The 25,353-nt window shown below is 60.3% G+C and carries 17 protein-coding genes; 11 read left to right on the top strand and 6 right to left on the bottom strand.

The features are described from left to right. Nucleotides 1-131: 131 nt before the first annotated feature. Nucleotides 132-2,633, top strand: coding sequence for a beta-galactosidase GalA (galA, locus tag QM647_RS15575; protein WP_414996465.1), 2,502 nt, complete (start codon nucleotides 132-134; stop codon nucleotides 2,631-2,633). Between the two features lie 39 nt (nucleotides 2,634-2,672). Here the strand turns inward: galA and QM647_RS15570 are convergent, their stop codons facing one another. From QM647_RS15570 to QM647_RS15555, 4 genes are all read right to left on the bottom strand, one after another. Then, nucleotides 2,673-3,632: a family 43 glycosylhydrolase gene (locus QM647_RS15570; protein ID WP_414996464.1), complete on the bottom strand. Its 960-nt coding sequence runs from the start codon at nucleotides 3,630-3,632 to the stop codon at nucleotides 2,673-2,675. A gap of 112 nt (nucleotides 3,633-3,744) precedes the next feature. Beyond that, nucleotides 3,745-5,919 carry a GH92 family glycosyl hydrolase gene (locus QM647_RS15565; protein ID WP_414996463.1) on the bottom strand — a complete coding sequence of 725 codons (2,175 nt, stop codon included), beginning with the start codon at nucleotides 5,917-5,919 and terminating at the stop codon, nucleotides 3,745-3,747. Between the two features lie 22 nt (nucleotides 5,920-5,941). Then, nucleotides 5,942-7,447 carry a tryptophan halogenase family protein gene (locus tag QM647_RS15560; protein ID WP_414996462.1) on the bottom strand — a complete coding sequence of 502 codons (1,506 nt, stop codon included), beginning with the start codon at nucleotides 7,445-7,447 and terminating at the stop codon, nucleotides 5,942-5,944. A gap of 216 nt (nucleotides 7,448-7,663) precedes the next feature. After that, nucleotides 7,664-10,687 carry a TonB-dependent receptor gene (locus QM647_RS15555; RefSeq protein ID WP_414996461.1) on the bottom strand — a complete coding sequence of 1,008 codons (3,024 nt, stop codon included), beginning with the start codon at nucleotides 10,685-10,687 and terminating at the stop codon, nucleotides 7,664-7,666. A gap of 735 nt (nucleotides 10,688-11,422) precedes the next feature. Between QM647_RS15555 and QM647_RS15550 the strand changes: the two genes are divergently transcribed. Continuing rightward, on the top strand, nucleotides 11,423-12,166 hold the full coding sequence (locus tag QM647_RS15550) for an FCD domain-containing protein (RefSeq protein WP_414996460.1): 744 nt from the start codon (nucleotides 11,423-11,425) through the stop codon (nucleotides 12,164-12,166). A 35-nt stretch (nucleotides 12,167-12,201) separates the two neighbouring features. Here the strand turns inward: QM647_RS15550 and QM647_RS15545 are convergent, their stop codons facing one another. Together QM647_RS15545 and QM647_RS15540 are read right to left on the bottom strand one after the other, a co-directional pair. Next, entirely contained in the window at nucleotides 12,202-12,885 is a 684-nt protein-coding gene (locus QM647_RS15545; protein ID WP_414996459.1) for an energy transducer TonB, read from the bottom strand. Between the two features lie 101 nt (nucleotides 12,886-12,986). Next, nucleotides 12,987-15,080, bottom strand: coding sequence for a TonB-dependent receptor domain-containing protein (locus QM647_RS15540; RefSeq protein WP_414996458.1), 2,094 nt, complete (start codon nucleotides 15,078-15,080; stop codon nucleotides 12,987-12,989). Between the two features lie 168 nt (nucleotides 15,081-15,248). On the opposite strand from QM647_RS15540, the gene QM647_RS15535 reads away from it, so the two are divergent. The 9 genes from QM647_RS15535 (at nucleotide 15,249) to QM647_RS15495 (ending at nucleotide 25,326) form a co-directional block, all read left to right on the top strand. Continuing rightward, a complete protein-coding gene (locus QM647_RS15535; RefSeq protein ID WP_414996457.1) occupies nucleotides 15,249-16,043 on the top strand; it encodes a DUF4198 domain-containing protein in 795 nt (264 codons plus the stop codon). Between the two features lie 22 nt (nucleotides 16,044-16,065). Beyond that, nucleotides 16,066-16,566, top strand: coding sequence for a hypothetical protein (locus tag QM647_RS15530; protein WP_414996456.1), 501 nt, complete (start codon nucleotides 16,066-16,068; stop codon nucleotides 16,564-16,566). A 298-nt stretch (nucleotides 16,567-16,864) separates the two neighbouring features. Further along, entirely contained in the window at nucleotides 16,865-18,391 is a 1,527-nt protein-coding gene (locus QM647_RS15525) for a glucan biosynthesis protein (RefSeq protein ID WP_414996455.1), read from the top strand. Further along, a complete protein-coding gene (mdoH, locus tag QM647_RS15520) occupies nucleotides 18,367-20,292 on the top strand; it encodes a glucans biosynthesis glucosyltransferase MdoH (RefSeq protein ID WP_414996454.1) in 1,926 nt (641 codons plus the stop codon). The genes QM647_RS15525 and mdoH overlap by 25 nt, the downstream gene beginning before the upstream one ends. A gap of 105 nt (nucleotides 20,293-20,397) precedes the next feature. Further along, on the top strand, nucleotides 20,398-20,841 hold the full coding sequence (locus QM647_RS15515) for a MarR family winged helix-turn-helix transcriptional regulator (RefSeq protein WP_414996453.1): 444 nt from the start codon (nucleotides 20,398-20,400) through the stop codon (nucleotides 20,839-20,841). A 2-nt stretch (nucleotides 20,842-20,843) separates the two neighbouring features. Beyond that, on the top strand, nucleotides 20,844-22,817 hold the full coding sequence (locus QM647_RS15510; RefSeq protein ID WP_414996452.1) for an FUSC family protein: 1,974 nt from the start codon (nucleotides 20,844-20,846) through the stop codon (nucleotides 22,815-22,817). Beyond that, nucleotides 22,814-23,017, top strand: a complete 204-nt coding sequence (locus QM647_RS15505) for a DUF1656 domain-containing protein (protein WP_414996451.1) — start codon at nucleotides 22,814-22,816, stop codon at nucleotides 23,015-23,017. The genes QM647_RS15510 and QM647_RS15505 overlap by 4 nt, the downstream gene beginning before the upstream one ends. A 15-nt stretch (nucleotides 23,018-23,032) precedes the next feature. Continuing rightward, entirely contained in the window at nucleotides 23,033-23,911 is an 879-nt protein-coding gene (locus QM647_RS15500) for an efflux RND transporter periplasmic adaptor subunit (RefSeq protein WP_414996450.1), read from the top strand. Further along, entirely contained in the window at nucleotides 23,911-25,326 is a 1,416-nt protein-coding gene (locus QM647_RS15495) for an efflux transporter outer membrane subunit (RefSeq protein ID WP_414996449.1), read from the top strand. The genes QM647_RS15500 and QM647_RS15495 overlap by 1 nt, the downstream gene beginning before the upstream one ends. Nucleotides 25,327-25,353 lie beyond the last annotated feature (27 nt).

Genomic DNA, 25,353 nt, shown 5'->3' with positions numbered 1-25,353 from the left:
AAGACCCTGAACTGGTAGGTATAATATTAAAAATGCTCTGCTTTTCAAAGTTGACACGTTATAATCTTGATCATTTGGTCAACCAGTTATAGGGTCAAAAAGTCGTCAAGCACCGCCCGAAAGGACCTTCTGTGATACAGCCGAACCGTCGCACCCTGCTCAAGACCGCAGCCGCCCTGACGGTGCCGCTGGCTGCCACCCCGGCCTTAAGCGCGCCGCAAGCGCCAAAGTTAAATCTGGACCTGGGCCCGCGCGAACGCATATCGCTGGACTTCGGCTGGCGCTTTGCCCTGGGCCACGCCACCGAGGTGCATCGCGACTTCGATTTTGGCCTTAACCAGAAGACCTTTGCCAAACAGGGCGCCAATGTCGCCACCGCCGCGGCGCTCGATTTCGATGACAGCACCTGGCAGCCGGTGAACCTACCGCACGACTGGGTGATCGATCTGCCTTTCGTCAAAAACGAATACTTCATTCCGCCAGCCAATCCCGAAGACGGCGATGCCGCCGCCGGCCATGGCTACAAGGCCGTGGGACGCAAGTTCCCGGAAACTAGCATCGGCTGGTACCGCAAGGTGTTTACCCTCAGCAAGGCCGATGAAGCCAAACGCCTGACCATCGAGTTCGATGGCATTTTCCGCGACGCCACCATCATCTTCAACGGCTATATCCTCACGCGTCATGACAGCGGCTATTGCCCTGTCACGGTCGATATCTCCAACTTCATCAATGTCGACGGCCCGAACGTGCTTCTGGTGCGCGCCGACGCCACCCTGGGCGAGGGCTGGTTCTACGAGGGTGGCGGCATCTATCGCCACGTCTGGCTGGTCAAGACGGCACGGACCTATATCAATCAGTGGGGCGCCTGTATTCGCGCCGACACCTCCGGCAAGCTGTCGATCGACACCGACCTGACCAATGCCACCGATGGCGACCGCACCCTGCAAGTGATCTCAACCGTGACGGACCGGGATGGTAAGACGGTCGCGCAGCTGACCGCCGCCACCGATGTGAAAGCGCGCAAGGGCGCCACCGTCAGCCAGTCCGGCGCCCTCTCACCGGTGCGGCTTTGGTCGCTGGACGACCCGCATCTCTACACGGTGCGCACCGAACTCAAGGACGGTGATACGGTCCTCGATACCTACAGCAGCCGGTTCGGCGTGCGCGATATCCGCTTCGACGCGAAAGAGGGCTTCTTCCTCAATGGCGAGTGGATGAAGATCAAGGGCACCAACAACCACCAGGACCATGCCGGTGTCGGCGTCGCTATTCCGGATGCCCTGCAATACTGGCGCGTCAAGCAGCTCAAGGATATGGGCTCGAACACCTGGCGCTGTTCGCACAACCCACCCACGCCCGAACTGCTCGACGCCTGCGATGAACTCGGCATGATGGTGATCGATGAAACGCGCCTGATGACCTCGACGCCGACCGGGCTCGAACAGCTGGAAACCCTGATCCGCCGCGACCGCAATCATCCGAGCATCATCCTCTGGTCGATCGGCAATGAGGAAACGGCACAGCAGGGCACCGAGCGCGGCCTCAAGATCGCGATGGATATGCGCCGCTTGGTCAAGTCGCTAGACCCGACCCGGCCGGTCACCGCCGCCATGAACCACTATATGGGTCACGGCATCACCCCGGCGCTGGATGTCATGGGCTTCAACTATCATGAATCGGATATCGAACCCTTTCGCAAGCTGTACCCTGACATGCCGATCGTCGGCACGGAAACGGCCAGCGCGGTTTCGACGCGCGGCGAATATGTCCGCGACGAGGCCAAGGGCTATGTCCGTGCCTACGACCTCGACGCCCCCTCCTATGCCCTGACGGCCGAGGCCTGGTGGACGCTTTATAATTCCAAGCCCTATCTGTCCGGTGGACTGGTCTGGACCGGCTTCGACTATCGCGGCGAGCCGACCCCCTTCAACCGCTGGCCGGAAATTTCCTCTCACTTCGGCATCCTCGATACCTGCGGCTTTCCGAAGGATATCTACTATTACTACAAGTCCTGGTGGCAGGCAGCGCCGGTCATGCACCTCTTCCCGCACTGGAACTGGGAGGGTCAGGAAGGCCAGGATATCGCGGTTTGGGTCCATTCCAATCTCGATGCCGTCGAACTGTTCGTCAATGGCAAGAGCGCCGGGCAAAAGACGGTCGTGAAGGATCGCCACCTCGAATGGTCGGTGCCCTATACGCCGGGATCGATCACCGCCTATGGCTACAAGAACGGCAAGGTCGTGATGAAACAGACGCGCAAGACGGCCGGCCCCGCTTATAGCGTCACTTTGACGGCGGACCGCACCGCGCTCAATGCCGATGGGCGTGATGTCATCATGCTGAAGGCCGAAGTCTTCGACCGCGCCGGCGTGCCCGTACCGCGCGCCGACAACCTGATCCATTTCGATGTCGATGGCCCAGCGCAGATCATCGGTGTCGGCAATGGCAATCCGACCAGCCACGAGCCCGACCGCGCCACCTCACGCATGGCCTTCAACGGCCTGGCCCAGGCGATCCTTCAGGGAGAGCGCAAGGCCACCGGCACGGTGACAGTGATCGCGCGCAGCAATGGCCTCGTCTCTGGACGGGTGACACTCAAGGCGGCGGATGTGCCGCTGCCGGCGGAACTCTAGACTGTAAAAAAGCCCCGGTAGAAATACCGGGGCTTTTCGTTATTTGGTCGGCGTAACCGCCGGCGCGGTCGGATGGACTTCGTTGATCGTACCGTCCGGATTATAGGTCATGGGCTCGATGGCGATGGAGCGCCTGTAGTCGCCGCCGCCCGGCAGGAGGCTGTTGTGATAGAACAGCCAGGATTTGCCCTTGCGCTCGATGATCGCCTGGTGATTGGTCGAGATCGGCAGGTAATCGAGGATCACACCACGATAGGCATAGGGCCCCATCGGCGATTTTGACGTGGCATAAACGATTTGGCCGGGCCAGCCGGTCGAGAAGCTGAAATAGTAGAGCCCGTTGTGTTTGTGGAAGAAGGGCGCCTCACCATACTTCTTCTTCGGATCGTCGGTGGGAAAGCCTGTGATAACCAGATCCATGATCGGGCCGTCCGTATGGATCATGTCACGCTTCAGCTTGACGATTTTCGGCACGCGCGTGCCAAAGGCGAGATAGGCCTGCCCGTCATCGTCGATCAGCACGGTTGGGTCAATCGGCTCGGCGCCGGCATTGGCGTCCCTCGCCTTGTCGATCAGGGCATCGGTCCGCGCATCGACAAACGGGCCTTCCGGTGATTTCGATACCGCCACGCCGATCTTATCGCCACCGACGGGGGCGTAATAATAGTATTTGCCGTTGCGATAGGCGGCTTCCGGCGCCCAGGCCTTGGCATCGGGACGCGCCCACTTGAATACCGTCACCGACAGGAAAGAACCATCGTCCTGCCAGTGTTCCAGGTCCTTCGAACTGAAGACGCGCCAGTCGGTCGAATCCCAGTACTTGCCTGAATTATCCTGATCGTTTGTGGCGTAAAGATAGTAACGGCCCTTGAAGTAATGCGGCGACGGATCGCCATTGAAGCGCGTCGAGACTGGCGCCCCGATCATGGCGTTCGCCGTCATGGCCTGAACAAGGCTCAGACCCAGTCCTAATAGGGCGATGGTACTGGCTTTCCGCAAGTTTCCCGATATGCGCTTCTTTGAAAACATAGGCTCTACCTCAAGATATATTGTCTGACCAATCTATCTCTCCGGATAAAATTGGCAAATGAATTTGACGCTGCGGCCAGGCTTATTGCCCCCAGTGGCTCGGCTGGCTGCCCAGGCGCAGTTCCAGTTGCCCCCCCTTCATGATGTCAGCCTGCGATATCCAGGGCGTGTTCAAAGGCCGGCCATTCAGAGTGGCTGTCTGAATATAGATCTGATCCGGCCCGGCATTATGGGCGATGATCGTGAAGGTCTTGCCGTTCTCCAGATGAATATCGGTTTTTGGCTGATGCGGTCCGTGCAGATAGAACAGGTCCGTGCCCAGCTTCGGGAACAAACCGATACGATTGAAGACGTAATGCGAACTCATGGCGCCATTGTCTTCGTCACCCGGATAGGCATTGGCCGGGAACTTCTTGAAAATTTCATTGGCCCAGTAGGCGCTGAGATCGGGACGGCCGACATTGCTGAACAGCCACGACGTCGAGAAGGACGGCTCGTTGGTGATATCGATCAGACCCGATGACAGGGCATGCTGGAGGCGCTTGATGAACATCTCCCGTCCGCCCATGGCCGTGACCATGCCGGGGATATCGTGCAGCATGTCGTAGGAATAGATCCAGGCCGTGCCTTCGTAGAAGCCGACATTGTTATAGGTCTTGCCATCCCAACCGAGTTTCGGGTCGATATCCTGAAAGGCGCCATCGACCTGTTTCGGCAGGATGAAGCCGGTATAGCCGTCGCTTTCTGCCTTTGCGTTCCAGACATTGCGCCACATCTTCGCGCGCGAGGCCAGCACGGCCGCCTCGTTCGTGTGGCCTGCAACCTCGGCCAGTTTGCCGGCATAGAAGTCATTGAGCGCAAAGCCGATGGTCGATGAGCCTGAGCGGGCGCGCTGGTTATCCGGCTCCGGGCTCTTGTCACCCACCGCGAAATAGAGATGGCTCAGGTAACGCGGGCTACGACGCTGGAAGGCGTTAAAGTGCGTCACACGGTAGGCGTCCTGCCAGTTGACACCGGGCACGCCGCGGATCAGTCCCTCGCCGATAACATTATCGACCTCGTCGCCACCCTGCCCCACATGATAGTTCTGCCCGGCGATAAAGGCGGTATCGAAGGCGCCGAAGCGATCAAAGGCATGGACGATGGAGGCGATATTGCCGGCATAGTCACGCGGGCGGATCAGCGACATCAGCGGAAACTCGGTGCGGTAGGTGTCCCACAAGGTGTAGTAGTCATCCCAGTGCGGTGTGCCGAGATCGCCATCAGCCTGATCGAGCGAACGGTCACGCGGCTGGATGGCCGTGTGATAAAGCGCTGTATAGAAGCGCTTCAAGTCCGCTTCCGGCACATCGGAAATTTCGATCTTGCTGAGCGAGGCGTCCCATGCCGATTGCGCCGCCTGACGCACGCCGTCGAAATCCCAGGCGGGGATGTCGTGATCCAACAGGGCTTCAGCCTTTTCGGCTGAGATGAAGGAGACGGCGATCTTCATAAGCACCGGCTTTTTACCTTGCGTATCGAAGCTCCACCAGGCGCCAAGCCGCTGATCGGCGGGGGTGGCGCCTGAGGTCGCACCGGTCAGGGTTTCGCCATTCTTGAAAACACCCCAGGCCGTGGGCTTCTGATCGACCTCGGCGCAGAACCAAATATCGACCAGGGCCGGGTTCCAATAGCCCTTGGCCTTCACATGGCCGATGATCTTGCCTGCCTCTGGATAGAGCGTCACATCGGCCTGGTCGGAAGCGACCAGCCCCTTGATCTTGCGGGTAATGTCGAAAACGAGCTGCGCCTGATCCGTCTGGGGGAAGCTGACACGATAGATGGCGGCGTAATGCGAGGGCGTGACCTCTACCCGCGTCTGGTAGCGATCGAGCGTCACCGCATAGAGATCGGCGGCGGCCTGCTCGCCCGACTTATCGGAGAGATGCGCAGCCTCATCGAAGACCGGCGCCCCCACCTGCGGCGACACCAGGAAGGTGCCGTAGGTGGTGACACCGCCGGAGCCTTGCGTATGCAACTGACCGAACCCGCTGATCTGTGTCGCCGGATCGTAGCCGGCATTACTGCCCGTCAGGGTTTCCGGACTGGGATGGATGGAGCCCGACGGCAGGGCTGGTCCCGGCACCGTGTCGCCTTCATTATCATTTCCCACCCCGACCATCGGATTGACATAGGTGTAGAGCGGGGTACCGGCATAGGTCGGCAGCGTCCATGAAAAGGTCAAACAAGCGGCGGCACATAACAGGGCGGTTTTCATAGATGATGTTCCAGACAAGGATTTAGTGTGCGGTTTGCGCCGCGCAGTGACGGGCGATGAAGTCAGCATGATCCGGCATGTGATCGCGGCAACGGGCGATGACATCGCGCATACCGGCCAGCCAATTCGTCACTTCGGTTTCATTGAGGGTCATGGCCAGGGGATCGGGCGCCGCTGGACGCAACCCTTGCCCCCACATGACGGCCAGCCAGCTCGGCACGCGGAACTGTTCGCCGGGCACTTCCAGGATGCGGCCACGTGAGCGGAACAGGTCGATGCGGTTTTCCAGACTGTCGGGAATGGGCATGGATGAACAATAACGCCAGAACTCAGAATCCGAACGCTCATTTGCGCGGTAATGCAGGATGAGGAAATCGCGCACGATCTCATATTCGCGACTCATGTCGGCATTATAGAGATCGCGGTCCGCGGCGGAAAAACCCTGATCGGGGAATAGATACTGCAGATAGGTGATGGCCTTCTGTATCAGCATGATAGCCGTCGATTCCAGCGGCTCAAGGAAACCTGCGGCGAGACCAATGGCGACGCAGTTCTTTTCCCAGACCTTTTTGCGCCGACCGGTCTGGAAGCGGATCAGGCGCGGATCGGCCAGGGGCGGACCTTCCAGATTGGCCACCAGTTGATCGACCGCTTCTGCCTCGTCCATGAAGGCGCTGGCGAAGACCAGGCCGTTGCCATCGCGGTGCTGTAAAGGGATACGCCATTGCCAGCCGGCCGAGCGGGCCGTGGACCGCGTGAACGGCAGCGGCGCCCCTTCGCGTGCGGTTGGTACGGCCCAGGCCCGATCGCAGGGCAGCCAGTGCGACCAGTCCTCGAAGCCTATGCCAAGCGCCTCACCCAGCAGCAACGAACGGAAGCCGGTGCAATCGATAAAGAGATCGCCGTCGATCGATCGGCCTTCCGTCAGGGAGAGGCCTTCAATCGATCCATCAGCCGTCAGGCGGACCTGCTCGATCCGGCCTTCGATGCGCCGGACACCCGCGTCTTCCGCCAGGCCGCGCAGATATTTGGCATAGAGAGCCGCATCGAAATGGAGGGCGTAGGTGATATCGGCCAGCGGCGAATTGGCGCCATTGGGCCGCATGAACTTGCCATGCAGGGCCGCCTGAGTTTGCAGGTTATAGGCGGCCAGCGTGTCCGCCGGGTCGGACAGAGCGTTCCGCATCCAGACGCTGTGAAACGGCATGGGGCCGTAGTCGCGGCCCGGCATGCCGAAGGAATGATGATAGGCGTTCCCGATCCGGCCCCAATCGACAAACTCGATGCCGAGCTTGAAAGTGCCGCCGGTAAATTTAAGGAAGTCGTTCTCGTCTATGCCCAGCGCTCTGTCGAACAGGTGCATATAGGGCGTGGTCGCTTCCCCTACCCCGACAATGCCGATCTCGTCGCTTTCCACCAGAACGATTTCAACCGGCGCACCGTGTAGCAGACGGGCAAACCAGGCCGCCGTCATCCAGCCGGCCGTGCCACCGCCGGCGATCACAAGTTTGCGGATAGGCTCGGGCATTCAGGCTCCTGTCGATTTCCCGACTGTGGACGACATCCAAAGACAAAGCACGACCAAAAGCGTCGCTTTAAACACTAAAAAAAGAGCCTGGCCCCTGGGGAAGGGAGCCAGGCTTCTGGGAAGGTAAGCAACAATCCAGGGAGATGGGCGGATTGAGGCTGGGAGGTCCCAAATATGCGGATGCCAGGGAGCGCCATCCGCGAAAGAAACGCGAAACTAGAAGTTCGTCTTGACGGTCAGGGTGTAGGTGCGACCGTCATAGTCGATGTTACGGACGATCGCTTCGTCGTTTTCGTACTCATAACGCAGAGAGTTGGTCAGGTTGTAACCATCCAGCGAGATTGTGACGCGATCATTGAGATTGTAGGACGCCGACATGTCGAGCTGGCCACGGGCCCGAACCGAACGAGCGCCGCCGGTATAGGTGCCATTCGCGTTCAGATCATAGGCCGAGCGCCAGTTATAGACGGCGCGGATGCCGAACTTCGTCGTCTCGTAATAACCGATCAGGTTGACGGCGTGCTTCGAGATGCCGGGGAACGGCGCGATCGCGTCACTCTTCGAGGTCGTATAGGCGTAGTTGAAATTACCGCCGAAATTCTTCCAGAAGCCCGGCAGGAAATCCAGGTTCTGTTGGATGTTCAGCTCGATACCGTCAACATAGGTCGGAGAATCCAGGTTATAGGCGCCAGATGCATTCACGTGGGTAACCGAACTGGCCGTGGTGAGCTCGGTGGCCGTACAATAGGTGCCATCCCAGCTCAAAGCGCCATAGCCCCAGCCGCCGCCGTCCGACGGACACAGGATCGCGGGATCGCTCGTGGCCACGATACGACCGGTGATCTTCTTCTTGAACCATGCCAGCGACATGACGCTGTTGGGGCGGTTGTACCATTCGAGTGACAGGTCAACCGAGTCGGCCAGGTATGGGTGCAGCTTGTTGTTACCCAGTGTCACCGTCGCATCATAAACGGACAGGGTCGAGGTCGTCATGCTGCCGTTCAAGATCGGCTGGTAGAAGTGCGACACCGGTGAATATTGACGAGCCTGCGGGCGCACATAGGTTTTGTAATAGGCACCGCGTAGAACCAGGTCGTCCGTCAGGTCAGCGGCAAAAATCGCCGATGGGAGCCACTGATGGTACTTGTTGGTCAGGCTGTTGACCGCGAAGTTATCCAGCGAGCCAACACCGTCGCCGCTGGCGAAGTTGACGACCTGATCGAGCGTATTGATCTTGTTCTGGGTGTCTTCATAACGCACGCCGAAGTTACCGCGGATGCGGCGACCATTCATGGCGGTCTCAAACTTGGCCTGGATGTAGGCTTCGGTCAAATCATTCTGATTGGTGTAGTTGTAGTTCGCGAAGGCACCGTCGGTATACTTGATGTTGAAGCCGACCGCCGTCAGACCGCCACCATTATAGACTGCGACCGGTGTCACCGCGGCGATGAACTTCTCAGCATCGATCGCCGGCCAGTTCGTGCTGATATTGGCATCCCCTTCCATGAAGCTGCTGGCCGTTGGCGAATTGATCAGCATATCCGCCGTCAGATTATCCAGCTGGGCACCATAGGCCATGTTGCGGAAACCGGTCGACTTGAAGCGATTTTGCTCCAGTCGAACGCCGCCCTGAATGCTGGTGATCGGCCCCCAGGAAACGTAGCGTTCGGCATCGAAGCGCGCCGAGGTCACATCATTGGTGGCAAAGCTTTCACTGCCCGAGATGTTGAGCGTGTAGGCCTTGTCGGTCGTGTACCAGTTCTCCGGATCGCTGGCCGACCAGGTCGTCCAGTCTTCCATCAGGAAATTACGCTGATCAGGCGTGACGCTGTAGGAGAAGTTATCGAGATCACCCAGGCCGGTGTTGAGGCTTGCGGTCAGACCATTGCCAGCCGTGGTCGAATTGGTTTGCAGATCGAGTTCGGTTTCGGTCGAGGAGTTCGAGCCTTGCGACTTCGTCGCCACGGCTGTGATGTGCCATTGATCGTTATGCCAGTCGAAATTGGCCATCAAGCCCTTCGACTGTTGGTGCTGCGAATAGAGACGCGTCGAGGACTTGGCCGGATAGTTGGTATATGTCACTTCCGGATAGACCCAGCGACCATCGGAGGTCTGCACCGGATCACCGTTCGGGGTCATGATGCCGGCCCCATCCCAGACCGCGTCAATGAGGAAATACTGAGTGGTTTTCGGCAGGTCGCGATCAGAATAGTAACCGATCAAACCCACCTTGGTGTTGTCGTTTGGCTTCCACTCCATACCCGCCGAGGCGGTCCAGAGCGTGCCATCGTTCATGCGACTATATTGGCGAATAGCGCTGTCAGCCCAGGCGCCGGAATTGCCCTTCGAACCCGTCGTGCTTGTGATGTAGCCGGCGGCTTCGGCCGCCGCCTGCGTCATACCGAGCGCGCTGGCCAGCGACTGACAGAAGGTGCCACTGGAACAAGCGTCAGCTGAGTAGTACTGACCATAGGTCGAGGCAAAATCGGCGTTACTGAGGCCCGTAATAGTCGGCTCCAGACGGCTATAGGTGTTGAAGCGCAGCGTGTCGCGGCGGAACTTTTCGCGCTTATAGGCCACGGTGCCGAACATGGCGAAATTGCTCGACAGATGCTTGTTATATCCAACAGTAAACGCCGGTGAACCGAGATCGCCCAAGGTATTATATTCATAGGACGCCTTGGCAAAACCACCGTCCTTACGTGACAGGGCTGGTGCGATCTGCATGTCGATATTGCCGCTCAGGCCACCGGACTGGGCATTGGCCATCGGCGACTTTTCCACGACGAAGGCGCTGAAGATATCGGAGTTGAAGGCCCCCAGCGGGCCGCTCGAATCCGAATCAAGCGCCGGCGGTTCGGCGAAGGCTTCGCCATTGAGCGTCGTGCGGGCATAGGAGCCCGGCATGCCGCGTAGGTTGATGGTGGCGTTACGGCCTTCGGCTTCGCGGTTGATCTGGACGCCCGGCACGCGCTGCAGGGCCTCACCGACGTTCAGGTCCGGGAAACGGCCCAAACCGTCCGACGACACGCCATCGGTGATTTCGATATTGTTACGCTTCGATTTGACCGCGTCCGCGTAAGACTTGCGGAAACCGGTTACCACAACTTCCGTCGGTTCGGATTGTGAGGCTTGAGCGGTCGCTGCCGGAGCGCTCGTATCGGTTTGGGCATAGGCAGAGGAGCCGATCAGCAAAGCCGTTGTCGCTACACCCGCCAGGATTATTTGTTTCTTGAGCATTTTTGTTCCCTTTTTCTTTTTCGCCCTGAACTGTGCCCGCCAAACAGATCGGAAGGACATTCAGGTTGAGCCAATACGCTGACCCGTCGCAGTGCGAGGGCCTTCACCATGCTTGCCGCCGAGAGCCAGACTCAAGGCTGGAGATTTGATTGAAAAAATGAGCGCAATACATCGACCAATTTGGATGCTTGGCGCCACAAAGCGATCGCTACAATGACGCAAGCGACCGAAATTTAATTTTACAGAGACTATCCTGACTTGTTTCCGACCATTTTCTGGCTATCCCGTTTCATTTCATTCTTTTGTCACACAATATACGATTTTCGAAAAATCGGTCAACCAGTAATTTCAATTTCAAAAAAGCCATAATTGGTTGACGACATATTATTTATATAATATATTTCAATGCATTATGAAAAATAGCGTCGTTTTAAAAAATTGACACAGTCTTGACACGCTCCGACAATTGGTTATCCAGACACCCACTCTGTTGCATCGCAATCCAATGTGAGCGATAACAGTTCAACCAAAAATTTCAGAAATGCCGATACGATTCTGCCGGTGCCCTGCACATGAGTTTCGCAAATCGCGCATTGATCAGGGCAAAACTGGATGACCGGTTCACAAAAAAGACCATTGTATGCGCCCGAGGGACACGCCATATTGCCAACGACACCTGCGGCAGAGGCAAATGCCCGTGGGCGAAAGTCCGCTTCAAGCCCGCAAAAGGCACAAATGATCACATCACCCGAAAAGGAACCCCGCTTTTATCAGGCTGTGGGACAGAACCTGATTGAACGCATCATGGCTGGTGAGTTCAAGGCTGTGGAACGTCTGCCAAGTGAGCGCGAGCTCGCAGCAGCCTATGATGTGGGCCGGGCGGTTATCCGCGACGCCCTGGTCATGCTTGAGGTCAAGGGCTTGGTCGAAGTGCGTCAAGGTTCGGGCATATACGTCACACGCCGTGCCTGGGAAGCCCAGGCGCTCCAGCTTGATGACATACCCGCCAGTCAAATGCCGGATGCCTTGCCCGCCGCGGGCCCCTTCGAACTTCTGCAGGCGCGGCAATGGCTGGAAAGTCACATTGCCCGCTTGGCTGCCACCTACGCCACCGATTTCGACCTGAAAGCTATTGCCGAAGCCTACGAAGATCACCAGCGCGCGCCCTATGGCGAAGTCAAAGAAGCCATGGACATCCGCTTTCACCTGACGATCGCGCGCGCCACCCAGAATATGGAACTGGTGGCTGTGGTCCAGCAACTCCGCAATCGCCGGGAAAATAACCCTTTGTGGGCGCGCCTCAGCGAGCGCATCCGCGACCCGAACTATCGCGACCGCTGGGTCATGGATCACAACGAACTGGTGGAAGCCTTACTGCGACGCGATGCCGAGGGGGCCTATGTCGCTATGTGGCGTCACATCGAAAATGTCCGCAAATTCCTGGAATCCCAGATGAATGACGGCAGCGAAGCCGGTTGAGATCTCAAGACTAATACCAGCAACGTTCCCATAATTTATTGCTCGGCAAGGCCAAACTCTGCAAGTGAAGTCATGCCGATCGGCTCGCCGGGTACGTCAGGGGGCGGCTTTGGCAGGGGCTGAGCGGCGGCCAGCATGTCAAGCGCGGCCTGGTCGAGCGCGGGCACGCCCGAGGATCTGGTCACGCGCGCTGAAAGGACCCTGCCCTGCCGATCGATGGTGAAGGCAAAACCGACCGTACCGGTCTGGTGACGGCGGCGGGCCTGGGGCGGATAGACTTTAAAGCTTTCGATATGGGCGCGCACCCTGGCGGCATAGCCGGCGGCCTGTTTTGCGCCACCGGAGGCAGCGGGCGGCGACGCGGTTGCCTGAACGGAGGTCTGGGCTGGCGCACGAGCCCCCCCTTGCATCGATCCAGCCGCTGCCGGCGGGCCGGCAGGCACGTTGGGTCCAGCGCCGGAACTGGCGGGACTGACCGGCGGAGTAGGCTTGTTTTCCGAAGGTGTTGACGGCGGCGGGGCGGCCATTTGCGCCGGCGCTGCCGGCGCTGCCGGCGCGCTGGAAGGGGCCGGTGCCAAGGCGGCACTCTTCGCTGGAATTGGGGCCGCAGTTGGTGCCGGCTTCGGGGCCGGCGGTGCCTCGGACGGTTCGCCCGCGGTCTGGGTCTGGGCGGCCGTTTCCAGAGATACCCACAGGGTATCATCTACGGCAGGGGCCACTGTCCTGGGAAGGGTGAGGACAAGCAAGGCCAGAAGGGCCCCGTTGATCGCAACGGAGCCCCCGGTCGCCCAGATCAGTCGTTTGGGCGATACCATTCGGCTTAGAAGGTCTTGCCGATGGTCACGCGCAGCGTCTCACCGGCGGCCGGCAGGTAGCTGAGCTGCGGCTTGTAATAGACATCGAAGATGTTGTCCCAGTTCACGCGCACATCCACTCCGGCCAGGGCACCGTTTTGTGGCCGCCAGGTCAGGAAGAGATTCTGCACATCGTAGGAATCCGCCGTCGATGACACGATGCCGGTCGTGGAGGAATAGGAATTCTGACGGCCGGCGAATTCGCCGCGCCAGCCGAAGGACAGGCTCCAGGTCGGCACGACCCAGCCGGCCGTCAGGTTCAGCTGTTCGGCCGGAATGGTGTTGAAGGCGATGCCCGTGTCCTTGTTATAACCGTTGACCGTCGACCAGGAGGCGCGGGTATAGTACCGGCGCGCGGCGTACTCCGCTTCCAGTTCGGCACCAGCATAGCGCGCTTCTCCGACATTGGTATAGGCCGAGGCGGTGGTCGAGGTTCGCGTGATCAGGTTGGTGATGTCGTTCTGATAGATGGTCAGCTTGAGGTTCAGGCCGTCATTATCGCTAAACAGCCCCCGGTGTGCATAGGAGGCGCCGATTTCCTTGTTTTCCGACACTTCCGGTTTAAGGTTCAGACTGATGGTCTGGGTGGTGCCACGCGTATAGATCTCGTCGAGGATCGGCAAGCGCTCGGTGTGCGACAGCGAGCCGAAGATATTGATGCGCGGCGTCACGGCATAGAGCACGGCCAGCTTGGGCGAGAAGGCGTCCAGTTCGACCTCGGACGCCGTGCCGGTCGTACCGTATTCATAGGTGCCGGCGCCGGGCTTCAGGTCGGAATGGTCATAGCGCACGCCGGGTATCAGGGTCAGCTTGCTGCCGACCAGGATTTCGTCCTGCACATAGAAGCTGACGCGGTTCATGTCGCCTTCCGGGTGGGTGGTGGCGCCGTTGGTCACCGTGCCGGTAGCGCTGTAACGCGGGTTCCGGCGCTGTTGATCATAGGTCTGCACACCGACGGTCAGGAAATGATCGAGCGGACCGGTCTTGAAGGTCGAGACATTCTCAATCTTCGCCTGCACGGTTTTATAGATGTACTGCGAACTGTAGCCGAGCGAGGTCGGCGCAAACTCATTGTCGGTCTGGTCAGTGGCCGACTCATCAAAGGCGATCTGGGCCTTCAGGTCCAGCCAGTCATTGCCGGCAAAGTCATTGTCATAGCCGATGACATAGTTGGTGTCCTCGGTCTGGCGGCGCACCATGCTGGTGAAAGCGGCGGCCTGCTGGTCGTACATCTGCCAGGAATCGCTGCGCCACTTCTGCGCCGAAGCCCAGACGCTGTGCTTACGATTGCCGCCAATATAGTAACGCGTCTTGACCAGAGCCGAGGCGCCGGAAGCCTGCGAGGGCGAAACCGTATCTCCATTGCCATCGGTATAATCTTCGGAAGTCCGGCTGTTGGCCATAATCAGGAGGTCGAGGTTATCGGTGGGCTTCACCGCCGAGATCAGCGAGGCCAGCGTGCCATTGCCATTGCTGACATAACCGACCTTGGTGCGTAGGGCGAAGCGGTCATCGCCCTTCAGGAAGTCCGAGGCGTCCTTGGTCGTGAAATTGACTGTGCCGGCCAGGGCGCCCGTGCCATATATCGTCGAGGACGACGGCCCGCGCAGCACTTCCACACGCTTATAGAGTTCCGGATCGGTGAACAGGCTGCCCATGCGGTAGCCTTCGAAGAACTTGGTGACGCCGTCAATGGTGAAGACCACGCGGCTGTCGGATTCTGACAGGGCCGTACCCATGCCGCGGATGTTGAGCCCCTGCCCCAGCGAAGACACACCGCCAGCCGAATCGACGCCGACCACGTCTTCGAGCAGGTCGCCAACCGTACCCGCCTGGGCGTTATCAATGTCTTCCTGATCAAGCACGGTCACGGATTGCGGCGTATCAATGGCTACCTTTTCCTTGCCGGACGAAACGACAATCTTGCCGAGCGACAACTGGGTGGTCGCGTCGGTGGTCGTCGTCTGGCTGGTATCTTCCTGGGCCAGGACGGGTGCGGATGCCAGGCATAGAACCAGTGCGGTACTTGCCATCAGATGGACGTGTTTAAGGGGGGACATCTAAAACTCCTCAGATCGAAAATAAAACTTGTTACGGCGGCAACGGCCGGTATATGAGAATAATTCTCATTCACGATAGCGGCCACAATGTCAACAGCATTGCCAATAAGAATCATTCGCAGTATTTAAACCTGACATTTCCGCCACAGACCGAAAAGGGTCACACACATGATGCGTAATCTGAGGACCAGCCTGCTTACCCTGACACTAGCCGCTCTTATGGCCGCGCCCGCCCTGGCGCACTCGCCCTATATGAAACCCAACACCTTCACGCCGGACAGCAAACGCACCCACGTCACGGTTGAGGCATCCTTCGCCGAAGGCGATCTGCGTCCCGATGTTGCCATGAAGTCCGACGCCTTCCATGCCGTCTCGCCCGATGGCCAGGTCACACCGCTCACCCCGGCCGCCACACTTTCGGACGCCACCTTCCTCGAGGTCCCGCTGACAGCCGACGGTACCTGGCTGATTACGTCCGGTGTCCGTCAGGGCCGCGTAGCCAAGGCGGCCCTGAAAGACGGACAGGTGCGCTTCCTTGAAGGCGGCGGCGCCCTCAATCCCGGCGAGACCGCCGTCGATGTCCGAAGCATCACCCGCGCCGATGTCTATGTCACCCGCGGCGCTCCGGCCTACAAGGACATCACGACCGAGGCCGGCGTCGAAATCCACCCCGTGACCGCGCCCTACGACGCCTATGCCGGTGAACCCTTCAAGCTGGCCGTGCGTGAAAACGGCAAGGGGCTAGCAGAGGCCGAGGTGACCGTGATCGCCGACGGCGAAACCTATAATGGCAAAACCCCCGATCTTGAACTGAAGACCGATGCCTCCGGCCAGACCAGCTTCACACCGTCCAGGGCCGGCCTTTATCTGATCCAGACACGCGTGCGTCGCGCCTCACCGGATACGCCCGGACTGTGGCTTAGCAATACCGCCACCCTCACCCTCGAAGTCCTTCCCCAATAAGCCACAAAAACAAGGTCTTATAATGAAACCCTCTATCTCCATGGCCCTCCTTACCTTGCCGCTTCTGGCAAGCGCCCCCCTGGCCCAGGCGGCCTCGCATTCCATCACCACCTTCATCGAAGAGCAGGATCTGAATGGTGACGGCAAGGTCTCCATGGCCGAACTGAAGGCCGGCCGCCAGGTCGGCTTCATAAAGGCCGATTTCGATGAAAGCGGCAGCCTGACAGAGGTCGAATATGTCAGCGAATATGAGGGCCGTCTGATGCTGCAGCTCAGCAAGATCGCCGATCCGGAAAAGCGTACCGAGGAACAGCAGCGCCAGATGCGCCAGGCTCATGTCCGCTTCGGTGTGCTGGACACTGACAAGAACGGTCTCATCGACTATAATGAGTACCTGGCCTCCGGTGTGAAAATGTTCGAGCACCATGACCGCGACAAGGATGGTTTCGTCACCGACAAGGATCGCGTCCTGCTGGAGCAGGCGGAAAAGGACGGCAAGGGCGACGATTTCATCACACCCTGAGAGCCATCTGAATAAGAATAAGGCCCGGTCCGCCGCCATGCGAACCGGGCTTTATTCTTTTTAAGGGCGCCTCACCTGCGTGTTTTTCTCTTAAAAAGCGTAAACAAAATTAACCTTTGCCCCATTGCCGACACTTTCCCGGTTATTTTGCGATGCCGAAACATGTTGCTGTGCACACAATCAACATCGAAAATTTATTGCTCGTGCGAGATTTATCAACAGCCGGTGCAAAGAAGGCAGGCAGGTAGGTGTTTTTGTCTTACAGACACATCAAGATCGATACAGGCAGCGACCGCGCATGAAAATGGATCGGCGCAAATTGATTGTGGCCGCCGGCGCGGCCGGCCTTGCTTCTATAAGCCACATCCCATCGGCCTTAGCCAATTCGGTAAAGGCGCGCGCCTTCTCTTTCGACACGGTGATTGATCAGGCGCGGCATTTGGCCGACCGTCCGTTTTCTCCCCCAGATACCAAGCTCCCAAAAGAACTGGACGGATTAAGCTATGATGCCTATCGCCGTATTCAGTTCCTGCACCCGCAGGCCCTGTGGGTTAATGACGGATTGGCTTTCCGCGTCGAGTTCTTCCATCGTGGCGGGCTTTTTACGCAAAAGATCGACCTTTATGAAGTGGCGGCCGGCCAGGCGACCCTTCTGACCTATCGCCCCGAGCAGTTCCTCTACGACCCGCCCCTGGAAACACCCCTGCCCGCCGATACCGGTTTCGCCGGGTTCCGCATCATTTCGCAGAACGGCGTCGATCTCGACGAAATTGTCACCTTTCTCGGCGCCAGCTATTTCCGCTCTTTGGGACGTGGCCAGCAATATGGCCAGTCAGCCCGCGGACTGGCCATTGCCACCGGCGATCCGGCGGGCGAAGAATTTCCCGTCTTCCGCAGCTTCTGGATCGAGCGGCCGGGCCAGGGCGAAACCGCCATGCGCGTTCATGCCCTGCTGGACAGCCAGAGCATCGCTGGCGCCTTCAGCTTCCGCATCACACCCGGAACGGCCACGGTCTTTGACGTGCAATCGGTCTTGTTTCCACGCAAGCTGATCAGCCAGATTGGCATCGCGCCCTTGACCAGCATGTACCTCTTCGGTCCCTCCAGTCCGGGCCGCTTCGACGATTTCCGCGCGGCAGTACACGATTCCGACGGTCTGCAGATGACCACCGGCAAGGGTGAATACATCTGGCGACAATTGGAAAACCCCACCCGTGTCGAGGAAAGCGCCTTCGCCGATCAGGCCCCGGCCGGTTTCGGCCTGATGCAGCGTGAAACAGCCCCAGAAGCCTATGATGACGACGAAGCCCGCTACCAGCTGCGCCCCAGCGCCTGGGTCAAGCCCGCCACATCTTGGGGCAAGGGATCTGTCCATCTCTTCGAGCTGCCGACACGTGAGGAAACGGCGGATAATATCGTGGCTTTTTGGCGACCGACGGCACCCCTGCAGGCCGGAAAGCGCTACGATTATAAGTATAATATTACCTGGGGTGGGCCGAATATTGCTCCGCCGCCAGTGGGAAAAGTTGTTAAAACACGGGCAGGTCGCGCCGTTAACGTGCCCGAGGCGCGCCAGTTCGTTGTCGACTTTGTCTTACCCGCCACCGAATCCGCACAATTGACCCCTAGATTAACAGTCTCATCGGGGAGCGCCGGTCCGGTCCGGCTGCAGCCGCAGGATCAACCCGGTCATATCCGGGCCTCATTTCTATTCACACCGCCGGCGGGTGCGCCGGCAGATGTTCAAAACGCCGACCTACGTCTGGTTCTGTGCCGGAATGACGTAGCGGTAACGGAGACATGGGTATTCAGATGGACGACCTGAAACTGGCCGAAATCTCGAGCGCAACCCCAATAGCCGTGGACAGCGCCGGTGCCTGGCTCCCGCCCGAGGCCCCGCGCCTCATGCCCGCGCAGGATTTCGGCAGTGGCAAGCTCTATGCCCACCCGCCGGCGACCTCGCCCGCCGATATAAACCTTCGCCGTATCTTCATCTTCGGCGCCGCCATAAGCCTCGGCGCGCTGGGCACGTGGATCGTTGGTGATTCCCTGAGCTGGCATGGCTGGGAGCCGCTTGAAGTCGCCTTTATCGTCCTGTTTGCCTTCCTGTTTACCTGGATGGCCTTCGCTTTCCTGTCCTTCTGTCTGGGTCTTTGGGCACAGCATTATGAGGCCGACGATCTTGGTCTGACGCCGCAATCCGCCATTCCAGCCCTGAGGCGCCGGACCGCCATCCTCATGCCGATCTGCAATGAGGACGCTGAAGGCGTGGTGAAACGTCTGGAAATCATGCGCCGCTCGCTGTCGCGTACCGGTCAGGGCAGCCAGTTCGATATCTTCGTCCTGAGCGATACCCGCGAGGCCGAAGCCCTTGAGGCCGAGCGCATCGCATTGCGTGTATTCTCAAAAACGGACAGGGAACTGCCCGTCTATTATCGCCGCCGACTGGTCAACACCGACCGCAAGACCGGCAATATTGCTGACTGGGTCACGCGCTTCGGCGGGGCCTATGCCCACATGGTCTTGCTCGATGCCGACAGCCTGATGACCGGCGATACCCTGGTCCGGCTGGCCGGCGCCATGGAAGCGCATCCGGGCGTGGGCCTGATCCAGACAGCGCCGCGCCTGATCAACCAGAAGACCCTGTTTGCGCGCGCGGAACAGTTTGCCGCGGGCCTCTACGGCCCGGCCGCCGCCTGCGGCATCGCCTGGTGGTCCGGTGCCGAAAGCAATTACTGGGGTCATAACGCCATCATCCGCGTCCGCGCCTTCGCCGAGGCCGCCGGCCTGCCGCATCTGCCCGGCCACGCCCCTTTCGGCGGCCACATCATGAGCCATGATTTCGTCGAGGCCGCCCTGCTGCGCCGCGCCGGCTGGGCCGTCCACATGGCGCCCCGCCTGGGCGGTTCCTACGAGGAAAGCCCGCCGACACTGATGGATACGCTCCAGCGTGACCGCCGCTGGTGTCAGGGCAATCTGCAGCACGCCGCCCTGCTGAATGCCTCCGGCTTTCACTGGATCAACCGCTTCCACCTGCTGCGTGGTATCCTTAACTACTTAATTGCCCCGATCTGGGTGGCGATGGTAGCCATCGGTTCCGCCCTGACCGTCAGCCACACCAATGCCGACGATCTCTCGGGCCCGGCCCTGTCAGTCATGCTGGGCATCACCGTCGGTTTCCTGATCGTGCCGAAGATTCTGGCCTTCCTCGACATCTATGCCCGTGAAGAAAGCCACAAGGGATTCGGCGACACGCTCGAAGCGACCTTGAGCCTCATTGCCGAGACGGTCATTTCCACGCTTCTGACCCCCATCGTCATGCTGACTCATACAGCCATTGTCATTTCGGTTCTGACCGGACGCAAGAGTGGATGGAACGCGCAGCGCCGCTCGGGCTATGCGGTCTGCCCGCGCGAGCTGACCAGGCGTTTCGGGCCGCATACAGTTGCCGGCCTGGCATTGGTTGTGATTGTCTCCCTGTTCGCCCCGACGACCGTCGCCATCATGGCCACCATTATTACCAGCCTGGTTCTGTCGGCACCGCTGGTGGCCCTGACCTCGCTGAACACGCCCTGGTTCCTGCTCGACCTATTCCGCATTCCTGAAGAACCGCAGGCACCGGTCCACTGGTCTCTGCCGCCCCTGTCGAACCTGTTGTTGCGGCCGCTGCGTGACCTGCCGCAACTGACCAATCGTCTGGCGCTTTTCCAGATTTCAAAGGGATAAACGCTCCCGGCTCCGTCTTTCTTTTCAAAATTGCCTGTGAGCGCTTGACAAGGCAGCCCCATATAGTTAGTTATCTAACTAATAATATTAGTTTACCATCCTGCCATGACCCCGCTCAAAGCCTCACAACGCACGATCACCGCCCTTCTGGCGCCGCTGGGCCGCGCCTATCGCAAGCAGGTCGACCGCGCCTTCCTCGGCTTTGGCGTTTCTCATACCCTTGGCCTGCCGGTCATGCTGCTGGGCCGGCTGGACGACGGTGTTCGCCAAAGCGCCCTGGCCGAAGCCCTGGGTGTCGAACCGCCCTCGCTCGTGCCTTTGCTCGACCAGCTGGAACGCGCCGAGCTTCTGGAACGCCGCCCCTGCCTTGAGGACAAGCGCGCCAAGACCCTGCATCTGACTCCCGCTGGCCGCGATCTGGCCGCCCGCGCCGAGATCGCCGCCGACAGCGTGCGTTCGCAATTGCTCGGCGGCATCAGCGCGACCGACCTGGAGACGACGGCCCGCGTGCTGGCTCGTTTCCAGCGCAATATGGACGACAGGGGCTAGGCATGATCCGTCTGCGCGAATGGGTGTTCTCCGCCAACAGTTTCATGGCGGCGATGCTGGCCCTCTATATTTCCCTGATCATCGGGCTGGAGCGGCCGTTTTGGGCCATGGCTACCGTCTATATCGTCAGCCAGCCCTTGACGGGCACGGTGCGCTCCAAGGCCATCTATCGCTTTGGCGGCACCCTGATTGGCGGCGCCGCCGCGATCTGGCTGGTGCCGACCATGGCCAATGCCCCGGTGCTTTTATCCATAAGCCTAGCCCTGTGGGTTTGCGCCTGTCAGTTTTTGTCTCTACTGGACCGAACCCCGCGCAGTTACCTCTTCATGCTGGCTGGCTATACCGCGGCCCTTATCGGCTTTCCTAGCGTCGATCACCCTGACCAGATTTTCCAGATCGCCCTGCTGCGCGCCCAGGAGATCGGCGTCGGCGTCCTGTGCGCCTCGCTGATGCACACCCTTTTCTTCCCACGCAGCGTCTCTGCCGTGCTCGAAGCCAAGCTGGCCGCCATTTCCAGTGATGCGCAAGCCTGGATTGTCAGCGCCCTGTCCGGTCATATCCTGCCACGCAATGCGCCCCAGCGGCGCTCAATCGCCGCCGACATCACCGAGTTGCATATGCTGGCGACCCACATTCCCTATGACACTGAAGCCCAGCGCCCGACCCGCGCCGCCATCGCCGCCCTGCAGGATCGCCTGATGCTGCTGGTGCCGTTGATCTCGGCCATCGAGGACCGCGTCCAGAGCCTGAAGCAGGCGGACGGACTAACGTCCGATGTCCAGGCGCTGCTCGATGAAACAAGAGCCTGGGTCGAAATGGACCGCCGTGACGATCCCCTGGCATTGCGCGCAGCCATCATCCGTCTTGGGTCTGAAACGCCCATAACCGGCTGGGCCAATCTACTGGCACATAACCTTCTGGCCCGCCTGACCGAACTGATCGACCTCTTGCGGCTGTCGCGCGAACTGAGCGCCTCCTTGAGCAAGCCTGCCTCTACCCTGAGCCCGGACGCCCGCGCGCTCGTCAGCCAGCGCATCGTGCGTCCGCTGCACCTCGATTACGGCATGGCACTGCTTTCCACCGCCGCCACCTTCGCCGCCATTGTGGGCACCTGCCTGTTCTGGATTTTGACCGGCTGGCCGGAAGGATCGATCGCCCCGATGATTGCCGCCGTCATGTGCTGCTTCTTCGCCACCCTGGACGATCCGACCACTGCCCAGCGCGGCTTCCTGACCTGGACTGTTATCTCCCTGCCCCTTATCGCGCTTTACCAGTTTGCCGTCCTGCCGATGGTGCACGGCTTCGTCATGCTGGGTGTGGTGCTGGCCCCACCGCTTCTGCTCATGGGTGTGCTGCTGCCCTTACCGAAATGGTACATCCGCATCATGCCATTGGCGATGGGTTTCACGACGGGTCTTGCCCTGACCAACACCTTCTCTGCCGATTTCGCCAGTTTCGCCAATGCCAATTTTGCTCAGGTCGTGGGTGTCGCGGGCGCGATATTCGCCACCCGCCTGTTGCGGGTTGTCGGACCTCAGACTATTGCCCGACGCGTGCTCAAGGCCTGCTGGCGCGAACTGGCCACCATCGCAGACGCACGGTCGCGCGTCAGTGCCGGTGAATGGACCGGGCTTATGCTTGACCGCGTCCAGCTCCTGGCGCCGCGCCTGTCCGGCGCCTCGACCCATGACCGTCTGGCCGCCGCCGATGCCCTGCGCGACCTGCGCACCGGCCTGAACCTGCTGGTGCTGAAAGAGTTGGACGATGCCGAGATCGCCACCCTGCTTGACGCAGTGTCGGGCCATTTTGCCGCCCTTGAGCATAGCGAGAGCCTGAAGCCGTCATCGGCCTTGCGTGAGCGCATCGACACGGTACTGGCGGAACCGCGCCCGATAGGCGCCCTCGTGGCTCTGACCGGCCTGCGCCGCAACCTCTTCCCCGACGCCGCCCCTCCCCAATTCGAGCCCACCATATGACCGAAGAACTGAATATCGCCGGGGTCTATATCCACCCACTCCTGGCGGCCGCCATCCTGGCCTTCGCGGCCGCCCGCCTCCTCGAGTGGGGCATGCAAGCGCTCGGTGCCTACCGCTGGGTGTGGCACCGCGGCCTGTTCGATATCGCCCTGACCGTCATCCTGTGGGGTGGCTTTGCCTACCTCCTCACTCTGAACTGATTTTGTGTGTTTGCCATGCCGACCTTCAACAAGACCCTGTTTATCCGACTGATCCCGACCGTCGTCGCGGTCATCATCGCCCTCTTCGTGGGCCGCGCCCTGTGGCATCATTATGAGGACGAGCCGTGGACGCGTGACGGCCGCGTGCGCGCCGACATCGTCCGCATCGCTCCGGATGTCTCCGGTCTCGTGACCGCTGTGGCGGTGCGCGACAACCAGCAGGTCAAGACTGGCGACCTGCTGTTTACCGTCGATCGCCCGCGCTACCAGCTGGCGGTCGACCAGGCGAAAGCGGCCCTGACCGCCCAGATGCCGGCGATTACCGAGGCGCGTTCGGAAGCCGCCCGTAACCACGCCCTCGGCGATCTGGTGGCAACAGAAGTGACGCAGGCCGGCGACGCCAAGGTAGCGCAGTTGACGGCGGCGCTGGCCCAGTCACGCGTGGCCCTGGAAACGGCACAGCTCAATCTCGATCGCACCGAGGTGCGCGCCCCGATCGACGGCACGGTCACCAACCTGTCCCTGCGACCCGGCAACTACACCACCTCGGGCCACCCGGAATTCGCCATCATCGACCGCAATTCGCTCTACATCGTCGGCTATTTCGAGGAAACCAAGCTGAAACATATCCGCTTGGGCGATCCGGTGCGCGTCCGTTTGATGGGCGACGATGCCTTCATCCAGGGTCATGTAGACAGCATCGCCGGCGGTATAGATGAGCGTGACGGCGGCTCGGGTCAGACCCTGCTGGCCAGCGTCAACCCGACCTTCTCATGGGTGCGTCTCGCGCAGCGGATTCCTGTACGCGTCCATATCGACAAGCTGCCGCCGAACACCGCCCTGGTGGCGGGTCGCACGGCCACGGTCGAAGTGCTGAAAGCGGGAGTAAAGTAATGCGCCCGCTTTATGTCAGCCTGCTGGCCCTGATGGTGGCCGGGTGCGCCACCGCGCCGGTCTATAAGCGCGCCGATACGGCGGCGATCAACCGCCCGCCCGCCAATGCGCCCTTCGAGAACAGCGACAATGCCGCCTTCACCGCCAATGCCGTACCGGGCGACTGGTGGAAGCTTTACAATGACGAGCGGCTGAACGGCCTGATTAAGGACGCCCTCATCGCCAATACCGACCTGCGCGTTGCTTCCGCGCGTATAGAGCGCGCCCGCATAGGCCTCGATGTGGCCAAGGACGATGCCGGCGTAAAGACCGAGATATCGGCCGGGCTGGAATATGGCCAGCCCTCGGCGCAGGAATATCTGCTGATCGGCGAACACCTGCCCAGCGACTATCTCTATAGCGCCAAGGCCGGCATCTCCTATCAGGTCGATCTGGCGGGTCAGGTCAGGGCCGCTATCGATGCCGCCCATGCCGATGTCGCGGCGGCACAGGCCGCCTATGACGCCGTGCGCATCAGCGTGGTTGCCGATACGACGCGCGCCTGGCTCGATGCCTGCGCCACCGGCCACCAGATCGATATTGCCAAGCAGGCGCTTGACCTGCAGGGTGAGAGCACCGAACTGACTGTGCGGCTGGTCAAGGCCGGACGCGGCGGCACCTCGGATGTCACGCGTTCCAGCGGTCAAGAAGCGCAAGTGCGCGCCGCCCTGCCCGCCCTTCTGGCGGCACATCAGGCAGCGCTCTATCGGCTGGCCGCCCTGACCGGCCGGGCGCCCGCCGAACTGCCAGCTGATTTAGGCACCTGCAACGCCCTGCCGAAGCTGTCGCACCCCATTCCGATGGGCGATGGCGCAGCCCTCCTGCAGCGCCGTCCGGATGTGCGTGCTCGCGAGGCCGAGGTGAAGGCCGCCACCTCGCGCGCTGGCGTGGCCAATGCAGCGCTCTATCCGCACATCGCGCTCGGCGCCTCGGTGGGATCGGTTGGTCTGGCCAGCGATTTCCTGCGCTACGATACGATGAAATACGGGCTGGGACCGCTGATCAGCTGGGAGTTCCCTAACCGCAAACGAGCCAAGGCCGGGATTGCCAGTGCTGACGCCCAGATCGACGAGGCCGAGGCCCGCTTCGATGGCGCGGTCCTGACCGCCCTACGCGAAACCGAAACCGCGCTCAACGCTTACGCCCGCGATCTCGATCAGCGCGCCGAACTGCAAACGGCACACGATCATGCGGTTGAAGCCCTTTCGGAAACGCAAAGACTGCAAAAGGCTGGACGGATCGGCATGGCGCCGGTACTCGACGCCCGCCGCCAGGTGGTTCAGGCCGATCAGGTCCTGGCCGGCGCCGATGCGAAACTGGCCGCCGACCAGGTTCAAGTCTTTCTGGCCCTCGGTGGCGGCTGGCAGGCGAACTGAGATCAATCACGCCTAAGCCGTAAAGCG

Origin of the sequence: Asticcacaulis sp. (assembly GCF_047605585.1) — a bacterium.
Lineage (GTDB): Bacteria > Pseudomonadota > Alphaproteobacteria > Caulobacterales > Caulobacteraceae > Asticcacaulis.
The sequence above is the reverse complement of the archived record's forward strand: the minus strand, read 5'-3'. Positions and strand labels throughout refer to the sequence as shown.

Excerpts from the sequence above, each read along its gene's own strand:
- QM647_RS15560 (WP_414996462.1), bottom strand. The coding sequence starts at position 7,447 with ATGCCCGAGCCTATCCGCAAACTTGTGATCGCCGGCGGTGGCACGGCC.
- QM647_RS15565 (WP_414996463.1), bottom strand. The coding sequence starts at position 5,919 with ATGAAAACCGCCCTGTTATGTGCCGCCGCTTGTTTGACCTTTTCATGG.
- QM647_RS15525 (WP_414996455.1), top strand. The coding sequence starts at position 16,865 with ATGAAAATGGATCGGCGCAAATTGATTGTGGCCGCCGGCGCGGCCGGC.
- QM647_RS15505 (WP_414996451.1), top strand. The coding sequence starts at position 22,814 with ATGACCGAAGAACTGAATATCGCCGGGGTCTATATCCACCCACTCCTG.
- QM647_RS15510 (WP_414996452.1), top strand. The coding sequence starts at position 20,844 with ATGATCCGTCTGCGCGAATGGGTGTTCTCCGCCAACAGTTTCATGGCG.
- QM647_RS15515 (WP_414996453.1), top strand. The coding sequence starts at position 20,398 with ATGACCCCGCTCAAAGCCTCACAACGCACGATCACCGCCCTTCTGGCG.
- QM647_RS15555 (WP_414996461.1), bottom strand. The coding sequence starts at position 10,687 with ATGCTCAAGAAACAAATAATCCTGGCGGGTGTAGCGACAACGGCTTTG.
- QM647_RS15530 (WP_414996456.1), top strand. The coding sequence starts at position 16,066 with ATGAAACCCTCTATCTCCATGGCCCTCCTTACCTTGCCGCTTCTGGCA.
- QM647_RS15535 (WP_414996457.1), top strand. The coding sequence starts at position 15,249 with ATGATGCGTAATCTGAGGACCAGCCTGCTTACCCTGACACTAGCCGCT.
- mdoH (WP_414996454.1), top strand. The coding sequence starts at position 18,367 with ATGGGTATTCAGATGGACGACCTGAAACTGGCCGAAATCTCGAGCGCA.
- QM647_RS15500 (WP_414996450.1), top strand. The coding sequence starts at position 23,033 with ATGCCGACCTTCAACAAGACCCTGTTTATCCGACTGATCCCGACCGTC.
- QM647_RS15550 (WP_414996460.1), top strand. The coding sequence starts at position 11,423 with ATGATCACATCACCCGAAAAGGAACCCCGCTTTTATCAGGCTGTGGGA.
- QM647_RS15495 (WP_414996449.1), top strand. The coding sequence starts at position 23,911 with ATGCGCCCGCTTTATGTCAGCCTGCTGGCCCTGATGGTGGCCGGGTGC.
- QM647_RS15540 (WP_414996458.1), bottom strand. The coding sequence starts at position 15,080 with ATGTCCCCCCTTAAACACGTCCATCTGATGGCAAGTACCGCACTGGTT.